This is a genomic window from Pseudoclavibacter sp. RFBB5 (genome assembly GCF_002931555.1).
GTDB lineage: Bacteria > Actinomycetota > Actinomycetes > Actinomycetales > Microbacteriaceae > Pseudoclavibacter.
On the sequence record NZ_PSTZ01000005.1, the window covers coordinates 227,699 to 242,158 of the forward strand.

General features: G+C 69.3%; 14 protein-coding genes. 9 read left to right on the top strand and 5 right to left on the bottom strand.

Going from position 1 to position 14,460, the window contains the following annotated elements; genetic code table 11:
- The first annotated feature begins 330 nt into the window (after positions 1 to 330).
- Complete coding sequence (locus C5B97_RS06110) at positions 331 to 1,428, top strand: DUF475 domain-containing protein (protein WP_104311231.1); 1,098 nt, start codon at positions 331 to 333, stop codon at positions 1,426 to 1,428.
- 63 nt (positions 1,429 to 1,491) lie between these two features.
- Positions 1,492 to 2,154 carry a carbonic anhydrase gene (locus C5B97_RS06115; RefSeq protein WP_104311232.1) on the top strand — a complete coding sequence of 221 codons (663 nt, stop codon included), beginning with the start codon at positions 1,492 to 1,494 and terminating at the stop codon, positions 2,152 to 2,154.
- 49 nt (positions 2,155 to 2,203) lie between these two features.
- On the opposite strand, the gene C5B97_RS06120 is transcribed toward C5B97_RS06115, so the two are convergent.
- Positions 2,204 to 3,001 (bottom strand): SDR family oxidoreductase, encoded by a 798-nt coding sequence (locus C5B97_RS06120; protein ID WP_104311233.1) that lies wholly within the window; start codon positions 2,999 to 3,001, stop codon positions 2,204 to 2,206.
- A gap of 259 nt (positions 3,002 to 3,260) precedes the next feature.
- On the opposite strand from C5B97_RS06120, the gene C5B97_RS06125 reads away from it, so the two are divergent.
- The gene (locus C5B97_RS06125; RefSeq protein WP_104311234.1) at positions 3,261 to 4,046 is read left to right on the top strand and encodes an SDR family oxidoreductase; all 786 of its coding nucleotides are present in this window, start codon (positions 3,261 to 3,263) and stop codon (positions 4,044 to 4,046) included.
- A 151-nt stretch (positions 4,047 to 4,197) separates the two neighbouring features.
- Here the strand turns inward: C5B97_RS06125 and C5B97_RS06130 are convergent, their stop codons facing one another.
- Positions 4,198 to 5,574 carry an MFS transporter gene (locus C5B97_RS06130; RefSeq protein ID WP_258068017.1) on the bottom strand — a complete coding sequence of 459 codons (1,377 nt, stop codon included), beginning with the start codon at positions 5,572 to 5,574 and terminating at the stop codon, positions 4,198 to 4,200.
- A gap of 191 nt (positions 5,575 to 5,765) precedes the next feature.
- Between C5B97_RS06130 and C5B97_RS06135 the strand changes: the two genes are divergently transcribed.
- From C5B97_RS06135 to C5B97_RS06145, 3 genes are read left to right on the top strand one after another with little or no spacing between them, the layout of a single operon-like run.
- Positions 5,766 to 6,428, top strand: a complete 663-nt coding sequence (locus C5B97_RS06135; protein ID WP_104311235.1) for a response regulator transcription factor — start codon at positions 5,766 to 5,768, stop codon at positions 6,426 to 6,428.
- Complete coding sequence (locus tag C5B97_RS06140; protein WP_104311236.1) at positions 6,425 to 8,041, top strand: HAMP domain-containing sensor histidine kinase; 1,617 nt, start codon at positions 6,425 to 6,427, stop codon at positions 8,039 to 8,041. Before C5B97_RS06135 ends, C5B97_RS06140 begins: the two co-directional genes overlap by 4 nt.
- Complete coding sequence (locus C5B97_RS06145) at positions 8,038 to 8,967, top strand: TAXI family TRAP transporter solute-binding subunit (RefSeq protein WP_181026919.1); 930 nt, start codon at positions 8,038 to 8,040, stop codon at positions 8,965 to 8,967. The genes C5B97_RS06140 and C5B97_RS06145 overlap by 4 nt, the downstream gene beginning before the upstream one ends.
- A gap of 75 nt (positions 8,968 to 9,042) precedes the next feature.
- Here C5B97_RS06145 and C5B97_RS06150 read toward each other — a convergent pair whose 3' ends face one another.
- Positions 9,043 to 10,314: a DUF445 domain-containing protein gene (locus tag C5B97_RS06150; RefSeq protein ID WP_104311238.1), complete on the bottom strand. Its 1,272-nt coding sequence runs from the start codon at positions 10,312 to 10,314 to the stop codon at positions 9,043 to 9,045.
- Between the two features lie 105 nt (positions 10,315 to 10,419).
- Here C5B97_RS06150 and C5B97_RS06155 point away from each other — a divergent pair, with 105 nt between their 5' ends.
- Together C5B97_RS06155 and C5B97_RS17890 are read left to right on the top strand one after the other, a co-directional pair.
- Complete coding sequence (locus C5B97_RS06155; protein ID WP_104311239.1) at positions 10,420 to 10,707, top strand: hypothetical protein; 288 nt, start codon at positions 10,420 to 10,422, stop codon at positions 10,705 to 10,707.
- A 340-nt stretch (positions 10,708 to 11,047) separates the two neighbouring features.
- On the top strand, positions 11,048 to 11,194 hold the full coding sequence (locus C5B97_RS17890; RefSeq protein WP_181026920.1) for a hypothetical protein: 147 nt from the start codon (positions 11,048 to 11,050) through the stop codon (positions 11,192 to 11,194).
- Positions 11,195 to 11,353: 159 nt separating this feature from the next.
- On the opposite strand, the gene C5B97_RS06160 is transcribed toward C5B97_RS17890, so the two are convergent.
- Complete coding sequence (locus tag C5B97_RS06160) at positions 11,354 to 12,082, bottom strand: GNAT family N-acetyltransferase (RefSeq protein ID WP_104311240.1); 729 nt, start codon at positions 12,080 to 12,082, stop codon at positions 11,354 to 11,356.
- 377 nt (positions 12,083 to 12,459) lie between these two features.
- On the opposite strand from C5B97_RS06160, the gene C5B97_RS06165 reads away from it, so the two are divergent.
- Entirely contained in the window at positions 12,460 to 13,959 is a 1,500-nt protein-coding gene (locus C5B97_RS06165) for an HNH endonuclease signature motif containing protein (protein ID WP_258068041.1), read from the top strand.
- A 360-nt stretch (positions 13,960 to 14,319) separates the two neighbouring features.
- On the opposite strand, the gene C5B97_RS17895 is transcribed toward C5B97_RS06165, so the two are convergent.
- Positions 14,320 to 14,457: a hypothetical protein gene (locus C5B97_RS17895; protein ID WP_181026922.1), complete on the bottom strand. Its 138-nt coding sequence runs from the start codon at positions 14,455 to 14,457 to the stop codon at positions 14,320 to 14,322.
- Positions 14,458 to 14,460: the final 3 nt, after the last annotated feature.

Here is a 14,460-nt window from a genome sequence, read left to right on the forward strand (position 1 = left end):
CGTCATCGTTCCGCGTCAGCGTGACACGAGACCCCGCTTCAGCGCCAGGCGTGCTGCCGGAAAACCCGCACTGCTCAGCCGAGTCAGGGGTTTACGACGACCTTCCGGTCGGCGAGTGCTGGCGACTCGCGACGCCGAGCGTCGGAGCCGGATCTCCTGACGGGGAGTTCCCCTATTCCCCGGGTCTCATGGGTCCCTTGGGTGGGGCAGATCGCCGGGCGGATCAGGAGAAATGCATCGTCGTTCACTTCACTGCTAGCTTGGACAGGTCCAAGACGAGGTGGGGGAGCCCCGACTCCGCTCGTCCGCCTCATCAGTCAGGAGAGCCTATTGATTCGAAAGCTCAACCGTGTCCTCACCGTGCCGGTCATTCTCACGGCCGTCGTCGCCGTCGTCGCCTGGGAGGTGCTCGGCCTCCAGATCGCCGTCGCGTTCCTCTTCCTCGTGGTGCTCGAGACGACGATGGGGGTCAAGTCCGCAGTGCCCATGGCGGGCGTCGCAACTCGCATCGACGAGCGGTCCCGTCGAATCTTCCTCACCTTCGGGCTCGTCGTGGGCGAGCTCCTCGGGCGCCTGCTGCTGCCTGAATTCGCCGTGGCGGTCGAGCATGCCCGGGAAGGGGACACGCACCTCTGGAATGCGTTCATCGAGGTCGTCACCGATCCGAGCGCGTTCGCGTCCGATCTCCTGCACATTCGACCGGCGATTGCCGCCTACGGAGCGGTGTTCGTGTGGCTCGTCTTCGCGGAGTACCTCTTCAACACCGATCGAACCAGTCGAGGGTCGTGGCTCGGGCCCGCAGAAGCGCGCCTGGCTCGAGTCCGACGCCCGTGGCTCGCATCCGTCTCGACCGCCGTGATCGGCGCGACCGTCGGGGCGTTCCTCGTGCCGCCACATGCGGCCCTCATCATCTTCGCGTGCGGTGCCGCCGGTGGGGCCACGTACGCGCTCTCGAAAGGCATCGCCGCCTGGGCTCGCCGCGGCACAGGCGGGCGTCGAGTGTCCGTGCACGCCGGAACCGTGATCTTCGAGCGCGCGCTCGTGATCTTCCTGATGTGCGAGATCCTCGACGGCGTTTCCGTGCTGCAGTCCGTCAAGGCTGTGCCCAGTCCGGTCCTGCAGATTCTCATCGCATCGGCGGCAGTGACGGTCGGCGCGGTCCTGCTCGCGCTGGTCACCGGACGCGTGGTCGCGAGCGACGGCCTCGCACGCCACCGGCATCTGAAGGCGGGGGCCGCCTACTGTCTGGGAGCGCTCAGCATCCTGCTCTGGGCGAGTCTCATCGCACCGATCCCGGGCATCGTCGCAAGCTGGGTCGCCACCGTCATCATCCTCGCCGCGCTCATCACGTCGCTGCCGATCTGGGAGCGCCTCGTCGACGGTCTTCGAGCCCGTCTCGCGGCCGCTCAGGCGCGTCTTCGCGCCTGACCCTGCCCCGCAGAACCTCCAGTGCAGGCGCATGCCTGTCAACCTCGAAAGGAAACAGAACGAATGACCTCATCACGCGTCACACCCCAGGAGGCCTGGGATGCCCTCGTCGACGGCAACGAGCGCTTCATCAAGGGCGACCTGCTGCACCCGCAGCAGAGCACCGAGCGCCGCACCGAGCTCTCGGGAAGCCAGGCGCCGAATGCCGCATTCCTCGGCTGCTCCGACTCGCGAGTCGCCGCCGAGATCCTCTTCGACTGCGGACTCGGCGACCTGTTCGTGGCTCGCAACATGGGCCAGATCGCCAATGAGAACACGACGGCGACCATGGAGTTCGCCGTCGCCGAACTGGGCGTCGCCGTCATCGTCGTCCTCGCCCACGGCTCCTGCGGCGCCGTCAAGGCCGCCATCAACCAGACCACGGCGCACCCGCACGACGTGACGCCCGCGATCAGGGACGAGCTGGCGCGCATCCAGCCCTCCGTCCAGGAGGAGTGGTTCACGAGCGACCAGTCGACGCCGTACGTCGACGAGGCGCAGATCGACCCGGACGCCGTGGGGCGCCGCCACCTCTATTCGACGATCAACGCGCTCGTGCGCAGCTCGCGCGTTCTCAGCGACGCCGTCGCGAGCGGCGCCCTCAGCATCGTCGGCTGCCAGTACAAGCTCGCCGACGGGCGCGTCACACCGGTCACGGCGCTCGGGCACCTCGCCATCAATCGCTGATCGCTGATCACGCTCGGCCCGCGTCGCGCTGACGAACACTTGCGGTTCGTCAGCGCGACGCGCGGTTCATCCCGCGCAGCAGCAGCCTGCGAGGCGCGAACTTCGACGCGAGCGTGAGCATCGTGTTGACGGGCCCGGGGACGACCGACGGCCCCGGGTCGCGCTTCCTGAGGGCCCGCAGGGTGATCGCCACGACGCGGCGGGCCGTCATGCGCGGCAGCCCGGAGCCGATGTCCTCGCCCGCGACGTCGAAGAACTCCGTCGAGGTCGGGCCAGGCGCGAGTGCGAGCACCCGCAGGCCGGTGCCCGCGGATTCGGCCCACAGGGCTTCGGTGAAGCTCCGCACGAAGGCCTTCGTCGCCCCGTAGACCGCGAAGCCAGGCGTCGGCTGGTACCCGGCGACGCTCGCGACGTTGACGAGGAAGCCGTCACCCTGCCGGAGCTGCCCGATGAACGTCTGCGTCAGGTCGACGAGCGCCGCCACGTTGAGGGCGATCTCCGCGCGCACGCGTTCCGCGTCCTCGTCATGGAAGGCACCGCTCGTCGCGAATCCGGCGTTGTTGATGAGACTCGTCACGTGCACGTCTCGGCGTTCGAGCTCCGCGTTGAGCATGGATGCGGCGCCCGCCGCGCCGAGGTCGGCGGCGATCGTCGAGACGGTCACCCCGTACCGGCTTCGCAGCTCGTCGGCGAGGTTCTCGAGCTTCGCCTCTCGGCGGGCGACGAGCACGAGGTCGCTGCCGCGCGACGCGAGCTGGCGCGCGAACTCGGCACCGAGGCCAGAGCTCGCGCCCGTGACGAGCACGGTCTGCGATCCGAAACGGAGGGGAGGCTTCCGAGAAGTCATGCGGCCAATGTACGGGGGTGCTTCCGGTGAAGCCTCTGGGTGGCGTCCGGATGCGTCGCGAACCTCCGACAATTGTTAGGCGGCCTACTGAAGTGGACTAAATTCGAGGCGGACGCTTGCCTCAGTTCTAGGCTTGAGCCACCCTCGGCGCCCACGCCTCGGCTCTCCTGAACTGTGCTCATGGGCACGGTCCGCCGCGTAGCTCTGCGGCACCTCTGTCATTGAGCGAAGGCTCACCCAGTGCTAAGGACCCTCACCCATGACTCGCACGTACGTCGTCACAGGCTCGGCAACCGGCATCGGCAAGGCGGCGGCGCTGAAGCTCAGAGAAGACGGGCACCGCGTCATCGGGGTCGATCTCGCCGGAGCCGACATCAACGTCGACCTCACGAGTGCGGAAGGTCGAGCCGAGCTCATCGCGCAGGCCACCGAGCTCAGCGGGGGCATCGTCGACGGTGCGCTCGCGATCGCAGACCGCATGCGGCCTGCCTCTGAGACGGTCTCGGTGAACCACTTCGGGGCCGTCGCCACGCTCGAGGGCCTGCGGCCGCTGCTCGCGCTGTCGGATGCTCCGCGCGCGGCGGTCGTCGCCACGCTCGTCGCGCTCGAGGAGGTCGACGCCCAGCTGCTCGACCTCATCGAGACGGGTGACGAGGAAGCGGCCCTCGCCTACGCGGACGAGCTCGCATCCGCGGTGACGCCCCTCGGCTGGTCCGTGCTCTTCACCACGTCGAAGCAGTCCGTCGCACGCTGGGCGAGGCGCGCGGCGACCCTGCCGGAGTGGGGCGGCGAGGGCATCGCCCTGAACGTCGTGGCTCCGGGGCGCGCGTTCATGTCCATGACCGCGGGCGCGCTCGAGACGTCGGAGAGCCGCGCAGCGCTCGGTCGTGAAGAAGCAGTCCCTGACGGGCAGCTGACGGGCGACCCGAGCCACGTCGCGAACCTCCTCGCGTGGCTCACCAGCGAGGACAACGGCTACGTGACCGGCCAGGTCATCTACGCCGACGGGGGAGCCGAGAGCACGCGCCGCCCCGCGCTCATCTGACTCACGCGCCCGCGCCATCCGCCCTTCCTCCGTCAACGACGATCGCCTGCTCCGGACCTCCGCCCGCGTTCGTCCAGGTGCATCCATACGAAGAATGCAGGCTCGTCGCGCGACGAGCCTGCATTCCCCGTATGGGTGCGAACCGTTGAGATCAGCGGATGCCGGCGACCTCGCGGTCCTCGCGCTTGGCGTCCCGCTCGTCGTCCTTGGCGCGCATGGCCTTCTCATCGTCGAGCCAGTTCACGCCCTTGTTGTTGAGGAAGAACACGTACACCACGAGGGACGCGGCGATGGCGATGGTGACGTAGATGATGAAGAGCGGCACCTGCTGGGCTTCGCCCGCCGCCGTGTAGAGCAGCGGCGCGGTGCCGCCGAACAGCGAGTTCGCCATGGCGTAGCCGAAGCCGACGCCGAGAGCGCGGATGTGCGTCGGGAACAGCTCTGCCTTCACGACGGCGTTGATGGACGTGTAGCCGGTGAGGATCACGAAGCCGCCGACGAGGATGCCGAACGCGGCGAGCTCGTTGGTCTGCTGCGGCAGGTACGTGAGCAGGAACCAGGTGTACAGCACACCGCCTGCGCCGAAGAACACGAGGAGCGTCTTGCGGCCGACGATGTCGGAGAGCCAGCCGCCGATGGGCTGCAGCAGCATGAGCACGGTGAGCGCGATGAGGTTCAGGATCGTGCCGGAGACGACGTCGTCGCCTGCGAACGCCTTCTTCACGATGCCGGGGCCCGTGACCGAGTAGGTGTAGAACGCGACCGTGCCGCCCATCGTGATGAGGAAGCAGAGGAGGAGCGGGCGCCACTGGTGCAGGATGAGCTCCTTCATCGAGCCGGAGGAGCGCGACGTGCCGTCCTTGACGGACTCGATGGCCGACTCGCTGAGCGACTCGTCCATCGTGCGGCGCAGGTAGAAGACGACGATGGCTGCGACGCCGCCGATGCCGAACGCGATGCGCCAGCCCCACTCGGAGATCGCCTCGGTCGGCATGGACAGGACCATGACGAGCAGCGTGGCCTGCGCGAGCACGTGCCCACCGACGAGCGTCACGTAGTGGAACGACGACAGGAAGCCGCGGCGTCCGCGGATGGCGGCCTCCGACATGTACGTCGCGCTCGTGCCGTACTCGCCGCCCGTCGCGAAGCCCTGCACGAGGCGGCACATGATCAGGATGATCGCCGCACCCGCACCGATGACCTCGGCCGACGGGGTGAGCGCGATGATGAACGAGCAGCCGGCCATGATCGACACGGAGACGGTGAGGGCCAGGCGGCGCCCATGCCTGTCCGCGAAGCGCCCGAAGAACCAGGCGCCGATGGGACGCATCAGGAACGTGACGGCGAAGATCGCCCAGATGTAGATCTGCGAGTTCTTGTCCTCGGAATCGAAGAACTGGAACTCGAAGTAGGAGGCGAAGACCGAGTAGACGTAGACGTCGTACCACTCGACGAGGTTGCCGGCCGAGCCCTTCAGGGTGTTGGAAACCGAGCGGCGAAGGCTGCCCGGCTGCTGTGTCGTCGTCATTGACTTCTCCATCGTCGTTGATCTGCTGCTGACCGCGGGGTGGAGCCCCGGCCCCACCTCGGTGTGGGTGTACTGCACCACTCTCGACAGCGCGCAAGGGGCGGCGGGCGGATCCTTACATTCCCTTTACGTGCGTGCCGTTCGCTCGCCCGTGTCGGCGGCCACCGTGGGTGCGCGCCTACCATTGGGGCATGCGTGTGCTCGTCGCCGAGGATGACGCGTCCGTCTCCGCCGCCCTCGCGGCCGTGCTCGGGCGCGCCGATCACGCCTGCCAGCAGGTCGCCCGGGGCAGCGACGTGCTCCTCACGCACCGCGACGTCGACCTCGTGCTGCTCGACCTCGGCCTCGAGGACATGGACGGGCTCGAGGTGCTCAGGCGTCTGCGTCAGGTCAGCCAGGTGCCCGTCATCGTGGTCACGGCTCGCGGCGACGAGCGTTCCACGGTGCGCGCCCTCGGGCTCGGCGCCGACGACTACCTCGTGAAGCCCGTGCGCATGCACGAGCTGCTCGCCCGCATCGACGCCGTCGCCAGACGTCGAGCCCCGACGGCCGAGCCAGAGGTGGTGCACGTCGGCGAGGCCCGCATCGAGCTCCTCTCCCGCCGCGTCGCGGTCGGCGACGACGAGGTGTCGCTGACGCCGACCGAGTTCGAGCTGCTCGCTGTGCTCGCGAAGCGCGTCGGCCGCGCTGTCAGCAGGCAGGAGCTGCTCGACCAGGTGTGGGGCGATGCCTACGCGGCGACCTCGCGGTCCTTCGACGTGCACCTCGCGCAGCTGCGCCAGAAGCTCCCGGCTGTCGCGATCACGACGATCCGCGGCTTCGGCTACCGGCTCGAGACGAAGCCGGCGCGATGAGGCTGCAGGTGTTGCTGCCCCTCATGCTCTTCGGCCTGCTCACGGTGATCGCCATCATCATCCCCGCGAGCGAGGGCATCGCCGTGAACCGAACCCAGCAGCTCACCCTGCAGCGGGCCACATCCATGGACCAGATCGTGCAGCGCGCCGAGACGGCGGTCGCGAGCGACGACGCCGCCGGCCTCATCCGCTACCTGGACCGTTTCGCCGACGTCTACGGCGAATCTGCGATGGTCGTCGACAGCGAGGGCGCGCTCGTCGCCTCGACCGGCGACGTCGACCTGGATGCGCGGGCCGCGTCGCTGGTGCTCGCCGCGTCGCGCACGGTGCCCCAGCGCTCCATTCCGACCATCTACCCGTGGAGCGATGACACGCACCTCGTCGCGGAGCCGTTCGCGAACGGCTCGAGCGCGGCATCGGGCGCAGTGCTGCTCGAGGTGAACCAGGCGGAGGCGAAAGCCGAGATTACGGGGTGGTGGGCGCTTGTCGCGCTCGCCGGCGTCCTGCTCCTGCTGCTGCTCTTCGCGGCGTCGCAGTTCTGGACGAGCTGGGTGCTGCGGCCCGTCCGCGCGCTCGACGCCGCCGCCAACGCGCTCGCGGAGCAGCGAGAGCCGGACCTGGCTGCGGCGACCGGACCGCTCGAGCTGCGGCGCCTGTCCTCGTCGTTCGCCCGCATGTCGAGGGGTGTCGAGGACGCACTCGAACAGCAGCGCGGGTTCGTCGCGGAGGCCTCCCACCAGCTGCGCAATCCGCTCGCGGCGATCCGCCTTCGCATCGACGCCCTGCCCCGAGACGACGCCGATGAGGCCGAGCTGGAGGCGGTCGGTGGCGACCTGGACCGTCTGGAGCACGTCGTCGACCGGATGCTCGTGCTCGCGAACGCTGAGCATCGCGCGACGGCGGAGGCCAGCGGGCGGAGGACGGGGTTCGCCGACGGGGCCGCCCGCGAGCACGTCACGTCCGCGGCCATGCTCGCGGCGCCCCACGAGGAGCGGTTCCGCGACGAAGGGATGCGGCTGCGCGTCGTCGACGAGCGCGAGGTGCGCGTGGTCTGTCGCAAGAGCGACCTCGAGGAGATCGTCGAGACGCTCCTCGACAACGCGAGAAAGTACGCGGGGGGCGGGGCGACGGTCACGATGGGGTTCGTCCTGGAAGGTCCCGAGCACGGGGGCGAGGCGGTGCAGACGTCGGGGTCGGTGCAGGCGAAGCTGCACGGGCAGAGTCTGGCCGGCGGGCCGGGGTCGCGCCAGCCTGCGGAGCGTGGAGGCTTCAGCGGCGCCACGGGCGACGGGGCTTCCGACGCGCAGGACGGTCTTGAGGGCTTCGACGGACACGAGGGCTTCGACGGATACGAGGGTTTCGACGAGTTCGAGGGCGCAGCCGGGCACGCGCTTCTCGAGATCAGCGACGACGGGCCCGGGGTTCGCGACGACGAGCTCGCGCAGCTCGGCACGAGGTTCTGGCGCTCGCCCGACCATCGGGCGAAGCCGGGCACGGGGCTCGGCCTCGCGATCGTCGGGGAGCTCGCGAGGGCCAACCGGGCCTCGGTCAGCTACGACCGGGCGCCCGAGGGTGGGCTCCGGGCACGAGTGCGTCTGGTGCGCACGTGGTGAGCGTCACGAGGCGTGGTTTCCTGCTGGGCGCAGGCGCGGCGGCGGCCGCGACCCTCTCGCTCGCCGGGTGCTCGCTCGGGCAGGCGCCCACGCGCATCCGCATGGCGTGCGGTGAGCAGGGCGGCACCTATGTGCAGTTCGGCGAGCTGCTCCGCGACGCACTCGGCAGGACCGGCACGACGGGGCTCGAGGTCGTGACGACGGGCGGCAGCGTCGCCAACCTCGCCCTGCTGCAGGCGCGAGACGCCGAGCTGGCCATCGTGCTCGCCGACGCGGCCGCGACCGACGCGCAGAACAAGGTCGCGATCGGACGCGTCTACCAGAACTACCTGCAGTGCTTCGTGCGCAAGGATGGGCCGGTCGGTGGCGTGGAAGACCTCGCGGGGCGGCGGGTCTCGGTCGGGGCGCCGCAGTCCGGGGCGGCGCTGACCGCCAGGCGTGTGCTCGACTCCCTCGGCCTCCTCGACGGGGACCAGGCCGCCGTGGTGTCCGAGCTGTACCTCGACGAGGCCATCGCCGCGATCGAGGCTGACACCGTCGACGCGATCTTCTGGTCAGGCGGGTTGCCGCTGCCGGCGGTGCAGGACCTCGACGCGGCGGTCGATCTGCTCGACCTCACGAGCGCGCTCGAGTCCCTCGAAGCGGAGCATCCCGGTGTCTACACGCTCACGGCGGTGCCGGCGAGCACCTACGGGAGCGATGAGGCGGTGCCGGCCATCGGCGTCTCCAACTACCTGCTCGCGCGCCCCGACCTGCCTGACGACGTCGCCCGGGCCCTGGTCGACGTGCTGATCCGGGATGCCGCACAGCTCGTTCCAGATGGCTCGCTCGGCGTGCAGTACCTCACGGCGTCGAACCTCATCGACACGACCCCCATCGAGCTGCATCCCGCGGCTCAGCGCCGGTACCGGCAGCTGTACGGATAGTCGACGGGGCCACGCTGAGGCCGCTTCGCTGGGCGGCGGGGGCGGGGCGCGGTCGGGTGGTGCTCGTGCTCGTGCTCAGCCCAGGAAGGCATGCGCGACCGTGAAGATCGTGACGCCGGCGAGCGCCCCGACGATCGTGCCGTTGAGGCGGATGTACTGCAGGTCGCGGCCCACCATGAGCTCGATCTTCTCGCTCGTCTCCTCGGCATCCCAGCTCGCGACGGTGTCCGAGATGATCGACGAGATCTCGTGCCGATACCGGTCGACGAGGAACACGGCCGCGTCGATGACCCACGTGTTCACGCGCTGCTGCAGCTGCGCATCCGTCGTCAACCGCTGGCCGATGTCGACGAGCGCCGCCGTGACGCGCGTGCGCAGGGTGCTCTCGGGGTCGGCGAGTGAGCGCAGGAGTCCGCTCTTCGCGGCGTTCCACGCCTCGGCGGCCAGCTCGCGCATGCGCGGGCTGTCGAAGATGTTCCCCTTGGCGCCCTCGAAGCGGGCGATGAGCTCGGGGTCGTGCTGCAGCTGGTCCGAGAGGCGCGCGAGGTAGCCGTCGATGGCGGCGCGGGCCGGATGCGCGTCGTCGGCCCGCACGGCGGCCACGAACTTCACGGCCTCGTTGTAGGCGGTGGTGTCGACGAGCCTCGTCGCAACCGACGGCACCCATGAGGGGAGGCGCTTCGAGACGAGGCCGTCGAACGCGGACTGGTTCGCGGCCAGCCACGCGGCGGCGCTGTCGGCGGCGAGGTCGACGGCACCCCGGTGCGCGCCCGTCGCGACGACACGCGACATCCACTCGCCGAGGGGCGGCGCCCACTGCGGCTCCACGAGGTGCTCGCGGGCGAGATCCTCGATGAGGCCCTGCACATCGTCGTCGCTGAGGGCCTCGAGCACGCCGGTCGCCATGATCGACGCCTCCGAGGCGATGCGCTCGGCATGCTCCGGCTGCTCGATCCACTCGCCGAGGCGAGACGCGATCGACGTGGCCTGCAGCTTCGCGCGCACCACGTCGCCGCGCAGGAACTCGGTCTCGACGAACTCGCCGAGGGTCCTGCCGATCTCGTCCTTCCGCTTCGGGATGATCGCTGTGTGCGGGATCGGGATGCCGAGCGGATGCCGGAACAGGGCCGTCACCGCGAACCAGTCGGCGAGGGCGCCGACCATGCCGCCCTCGGCCGCGGCGCGCACATAGGCGAACGCGGGCACGTCGCGCTGCAGCGCGAACGCGACGACGAACACGACCGCCATGAACAGCAGGGCACCCAGGGCGACCGCCTTCATGACCCGAAGGCTGCGACGGCGCTCCTGATCGGCAGGACTCAGGAGCTCGGTCGGGGTGCGCGACATGCGGTCATCCTCGCACGCGGCGGCGCGCCACGACTGCGCGACGACCCAGGTCTCGCGTGGGTCTCCGGGGATTCATCGGCTGCACCAGATCGGCAGACTGGACGCATGACCCCGCACCACCAGCGCACCTTCAGATCAGCCGCAGACGGGTCGGCGGCGACGTCGTTCATGTGGTGGACCGTGTTCCTCCTCATCGGGGTGCTCAGCGGGGTCGTCTCGACGCTCGCCTCCACGCAGCTCGCCGTCGGCACGGATCACCAGGAGACGCTCGGCGTCGTGCTGTGGGCGTCCATCGCCGTCAGCGGCGTGTGCGGGGTCGGGGCGTTCGTCGCGTTCATCCGCACGGTCTACGTGCTCCTTGACCGCAGCGACCGGCGGTGGGGCGGCGAGTAGGGGAGGTGCGGCGCTGGGTGGTGTTGATGGGATGGCCGGGAGGCATTTGCGGGCGGCCTGGCGGGGTTCGCGGATGACCTGGCGGTGTCTGCGGTGACCGAAGTCCTGGCGGGGTTCGCGGTGACCGGAGTCCTCTGTGCAGGGTGACCGGGCGGTGCGGGCTGGGTGCGGTGAGCGTGCGGCGGTCGTGCGGTGCTCAGCTGAGCCGGTGACGTTGGTGGCGAGGCGATCGAGCGATTACCGCGTGGCCTTCGGACCGCGCGGGTCCATCAGCAGGCCAGGGTGACGTCCGTCGTGCAGCCGATGCGGTGGCCCAGGCGCAGTTCGTAGGGTGGATGACATGGATATCTCGTCGATGATCATGGGCGCAGCCATCGCATCCGTCATGTGGATCGGGTTCGTGCCCTGGGCACGGCTCAAGCGCCTCCGCGAACTCGAGGCGCAGGCGGCGGGGGATGCCGGCGAAGGGCCGAGGTCGTCGTCCTAGCTAACCGACAGCCGTCAGCCGTTGGTCGGCGGTCGCGGGGCGGCGGCGGACGCAGCCGAGCACGGTGCCGTCACGGCCCGCCAGGCTGAGGGGGCCCGAGCGTGCTTCTATCACGGCTCCCTGGCTGGGGGAGTCCGAACGTTCTGACGCGGAGGACGCTCAGCTCTCGAGTTCGCGCGCACTCACCAGGGTCGGCCCCGCAGATCGACCGGGCCAGGCGTAGACGTCGCCTCGGAGCGGGTAGATGAGCACGGGTGCGCCGTGCTCGAGGATCGTCTCGGGAGTGCCGCTCGTCGAAGGCGTGCCACTCATCGCGGGAGTGCCGTCCGGCGTGGACATGCCGCTCGTCTCGGGAGTCGCGCTCGTCTCGGGAATGCCGCGTGGCGCAGCAGTTCCGCTCGGCGTTGGCGTGCCGTCCGGCGTGGGCGTGCGTCTCGTCGCGGGCGCGCGCGAGACGCTCTGCTCTGTCACGCGGATGCGGTGCCAGCCGGTGCGCTCGTAGAACGGGACGACCTCCTCTCGGCAACCGAGGTAGCCGTACTCAAGGTCCAGGTTGGCTCGCATGGCTGCTTGAGCGGCCGACATGGCCAGGTCGCCCAGCCCTCTGTCGCGGAAGCGGGCGTCGACGAGGACTCCTCCCGTGCCCGCGACGAGAACGCTGGACTCGCCGACCGTGATCTCTCGGGGCTGAAATCCGACGTGCGCCACGACAGTCCCGGCCGCGTCGTGGACGATGGCGTGCATGGAAGCCGCCGCGTAGCCGTATGGGTGGTCGGGATCCCACGGCCCGTGCTCGTCGAGGTACTCGCGATCGAAGAGCGTCCGCAGGGCCGCGAGGTCGGCACGCGTGAGCGCCTCGTGGGCGACAACTCGCGGCGTGAAGGTCATCCCGTCAGCGTAGGTCGCGCGCGATTGCTGGGGCGCAGGAGCAACCGAGATCGCCTGTCTTCCGAAGGAATCACTCTTGCCATCAGGGGATATCCGTGAGCGCGAATGGTGTCGAAACTAGTTTCGATGTTCTTCCACAATCCCTGGTCAACGACTGGTTTCTGGTGCGGTCCAGTGCTACGCTGGTGGTGATCTTGGGGGAGGTTATCGTGGCATCGAAGTTCGAGCAGGAGTCGCATCGCCAGTCGTCAGTGGAGACGGCTGTGGTCGATGCGCTGCTCGAGGCGCGGTGTCAGTTGGCGGGGTTTCCGGATGCGGAGATCGTGGTCGCGTTGCGGGAGTTGGCGGCTCGTCGGCGTGTGTTGGATGCGGCGTTGGTGGAGGTCGCTGGGGAGTTGCTGCGGCGGGAGGATGAGTCGCCGCGTGCGGAGTCGGTGGCGCGGAAGTCGGGGTTTCGGAACCTGACGGCGATGGTGGAGCAGGTGCTTGCGGTGCGGCCGTTCGAGGCGAGCACGCTGGTGCGGGTGGCGGCGGCGACGCGGGAGCGGCTGAGCGTCACGGGCGAGCCGATCCCGGCGAAGTATCCGGCCGTATCGAAAGCGGTCGGGTCAGCGGTCATGTCGATCGCGCAGGCGTCGGCGATCACGAAGGGCCTGGACCAAACCGGGAACCGCGTGGGCGTCGGCGAGCTCGAGCGGGCCGAAATGGAGCTGGTCGCGTCGGCGTGCGGGGTGAACCCGGAAGACGAACAACCAGCCGTGCCGAAGGTGCTGGAGGTGCAGGCGGCGACGTGGGTGTCGTACCTGGACCCGGACGGTGACGAGCCGCGGGCCGACAAGATCGCCGAGGAACGCGGGCTGTGGATCTCCCGGCGCAGCGACGGCGCGGTCACCGGGAAGTTCGTGGCGACGCCCGAGCAGGGCGAGCAGCTGCTGTCGGTGTTCGATGCGCTGCTCTCGCCGCGGCGCAGGGTGGAGTTCCCGGCGGCGTCCGAGTGCGGGGAACCCCTCGCCCCAGCCCTCGGTCCGGATGGATTCCCGTCAACTACCGACAGCGACGGCCACAGCTTTGGTGGCGTAATCAACGCGCTCAGCGACAGCGACAGCCGCGGCCGAGCCGGAGTGGGAACCGGAGGCGGAATCCCCGGCGAGGAGAGGGACGTGGGCGGGGACGCTGACCTCGACGTTGAGGTTCCGCTCGTGGATCCGCGGTCGATCGAGCAGCAGCGGATCGACGCGCTCACGATGCTCGTCCGCGCCTACGCCGAGTCACCAGACGCGCCCAGAACCGGCGGGGAAGCCCCCACCGTCATCATCGTGACCACCGAAGCCGGCATCGTCGGAACAGCGGAACGTCCCGAAGACGTCCCCCACCTGGAGCGCACCGGGGAACCCATCCCGCCGAGCGTCGCCGCGCAGCTGATGTGCGACAGCTTCATCCGCGTCGCGACCCGCAGCAGCGCCGGGGAGATCCTCGACCTCGGCCGCAAGCAGCGACTCTTCACCACCGCCCAACGCCGAGCCATCGCGATCCGAGACCGGCAATGCCGGGCCCCCGGCTGCAGCGCACCCGTGCGCTGGTGCGAAGTGCACCACGCGCAGCCCTGGAGCGAAGGCGGACCCACCGACGCGAAACACGGCATCCTGCTCTGCTCCTTCCACCACCACGAAGTCCACCGGGGACGGCTCGTCCTCACCAACGGCAACAACGGCAGCAACGGACGCAACGGCAACAACAGCAACGGCAACGGCAGCAGCGGACGCTGGCACGTCGTCCCCGCCCTCGGACATCACGCCCCACGCAGAACCGCCCGCCGCGGCAGCTACACCACCAGCAGCGTCCCAACCGCACGCCCCGCAATCAACCGAAGACCCTGATCAACCGAAGACCCTGATGAACCGAAGACCCTGACCAGCCGATGACCTTGACCAACCGATGACTCTGATCAACCGAGGACCTCAACCAGTCGAGGACCCTGACCAGCCGATGACCGTGTTCAACCGAAGACCTTGATCAACCGAGGACCCTGACCAGCCGATGACCGTGATCAAGCGAAGGCCCTGATCAACCGAGGACCCTGAAGCCTCCCGTGTGGCAGGCTCAGTTCTCCGCGGGCCTGGCGCGGAACATCGAAAGGTCGGCGCCGAAACGCGAAAGTGCCGCCGAGATCACGAAGACCAGGGCGGCACCGGTTGCTGTCCAATTCCGCTCGGAAGGAGCGGCGTGCAGCAGCGCGACTAGAGCTGCGGCTGACGAGTGTTGTAGCCGAAGCGCGTGGGGCGCTGCGCATAGCCGTCCTTGCGGACAGCGCGGACAGTCTCAGCGGCGAAGGCGACAACCGCCACAACCCCGATACCAATAACAAGAAGTTCCATGGG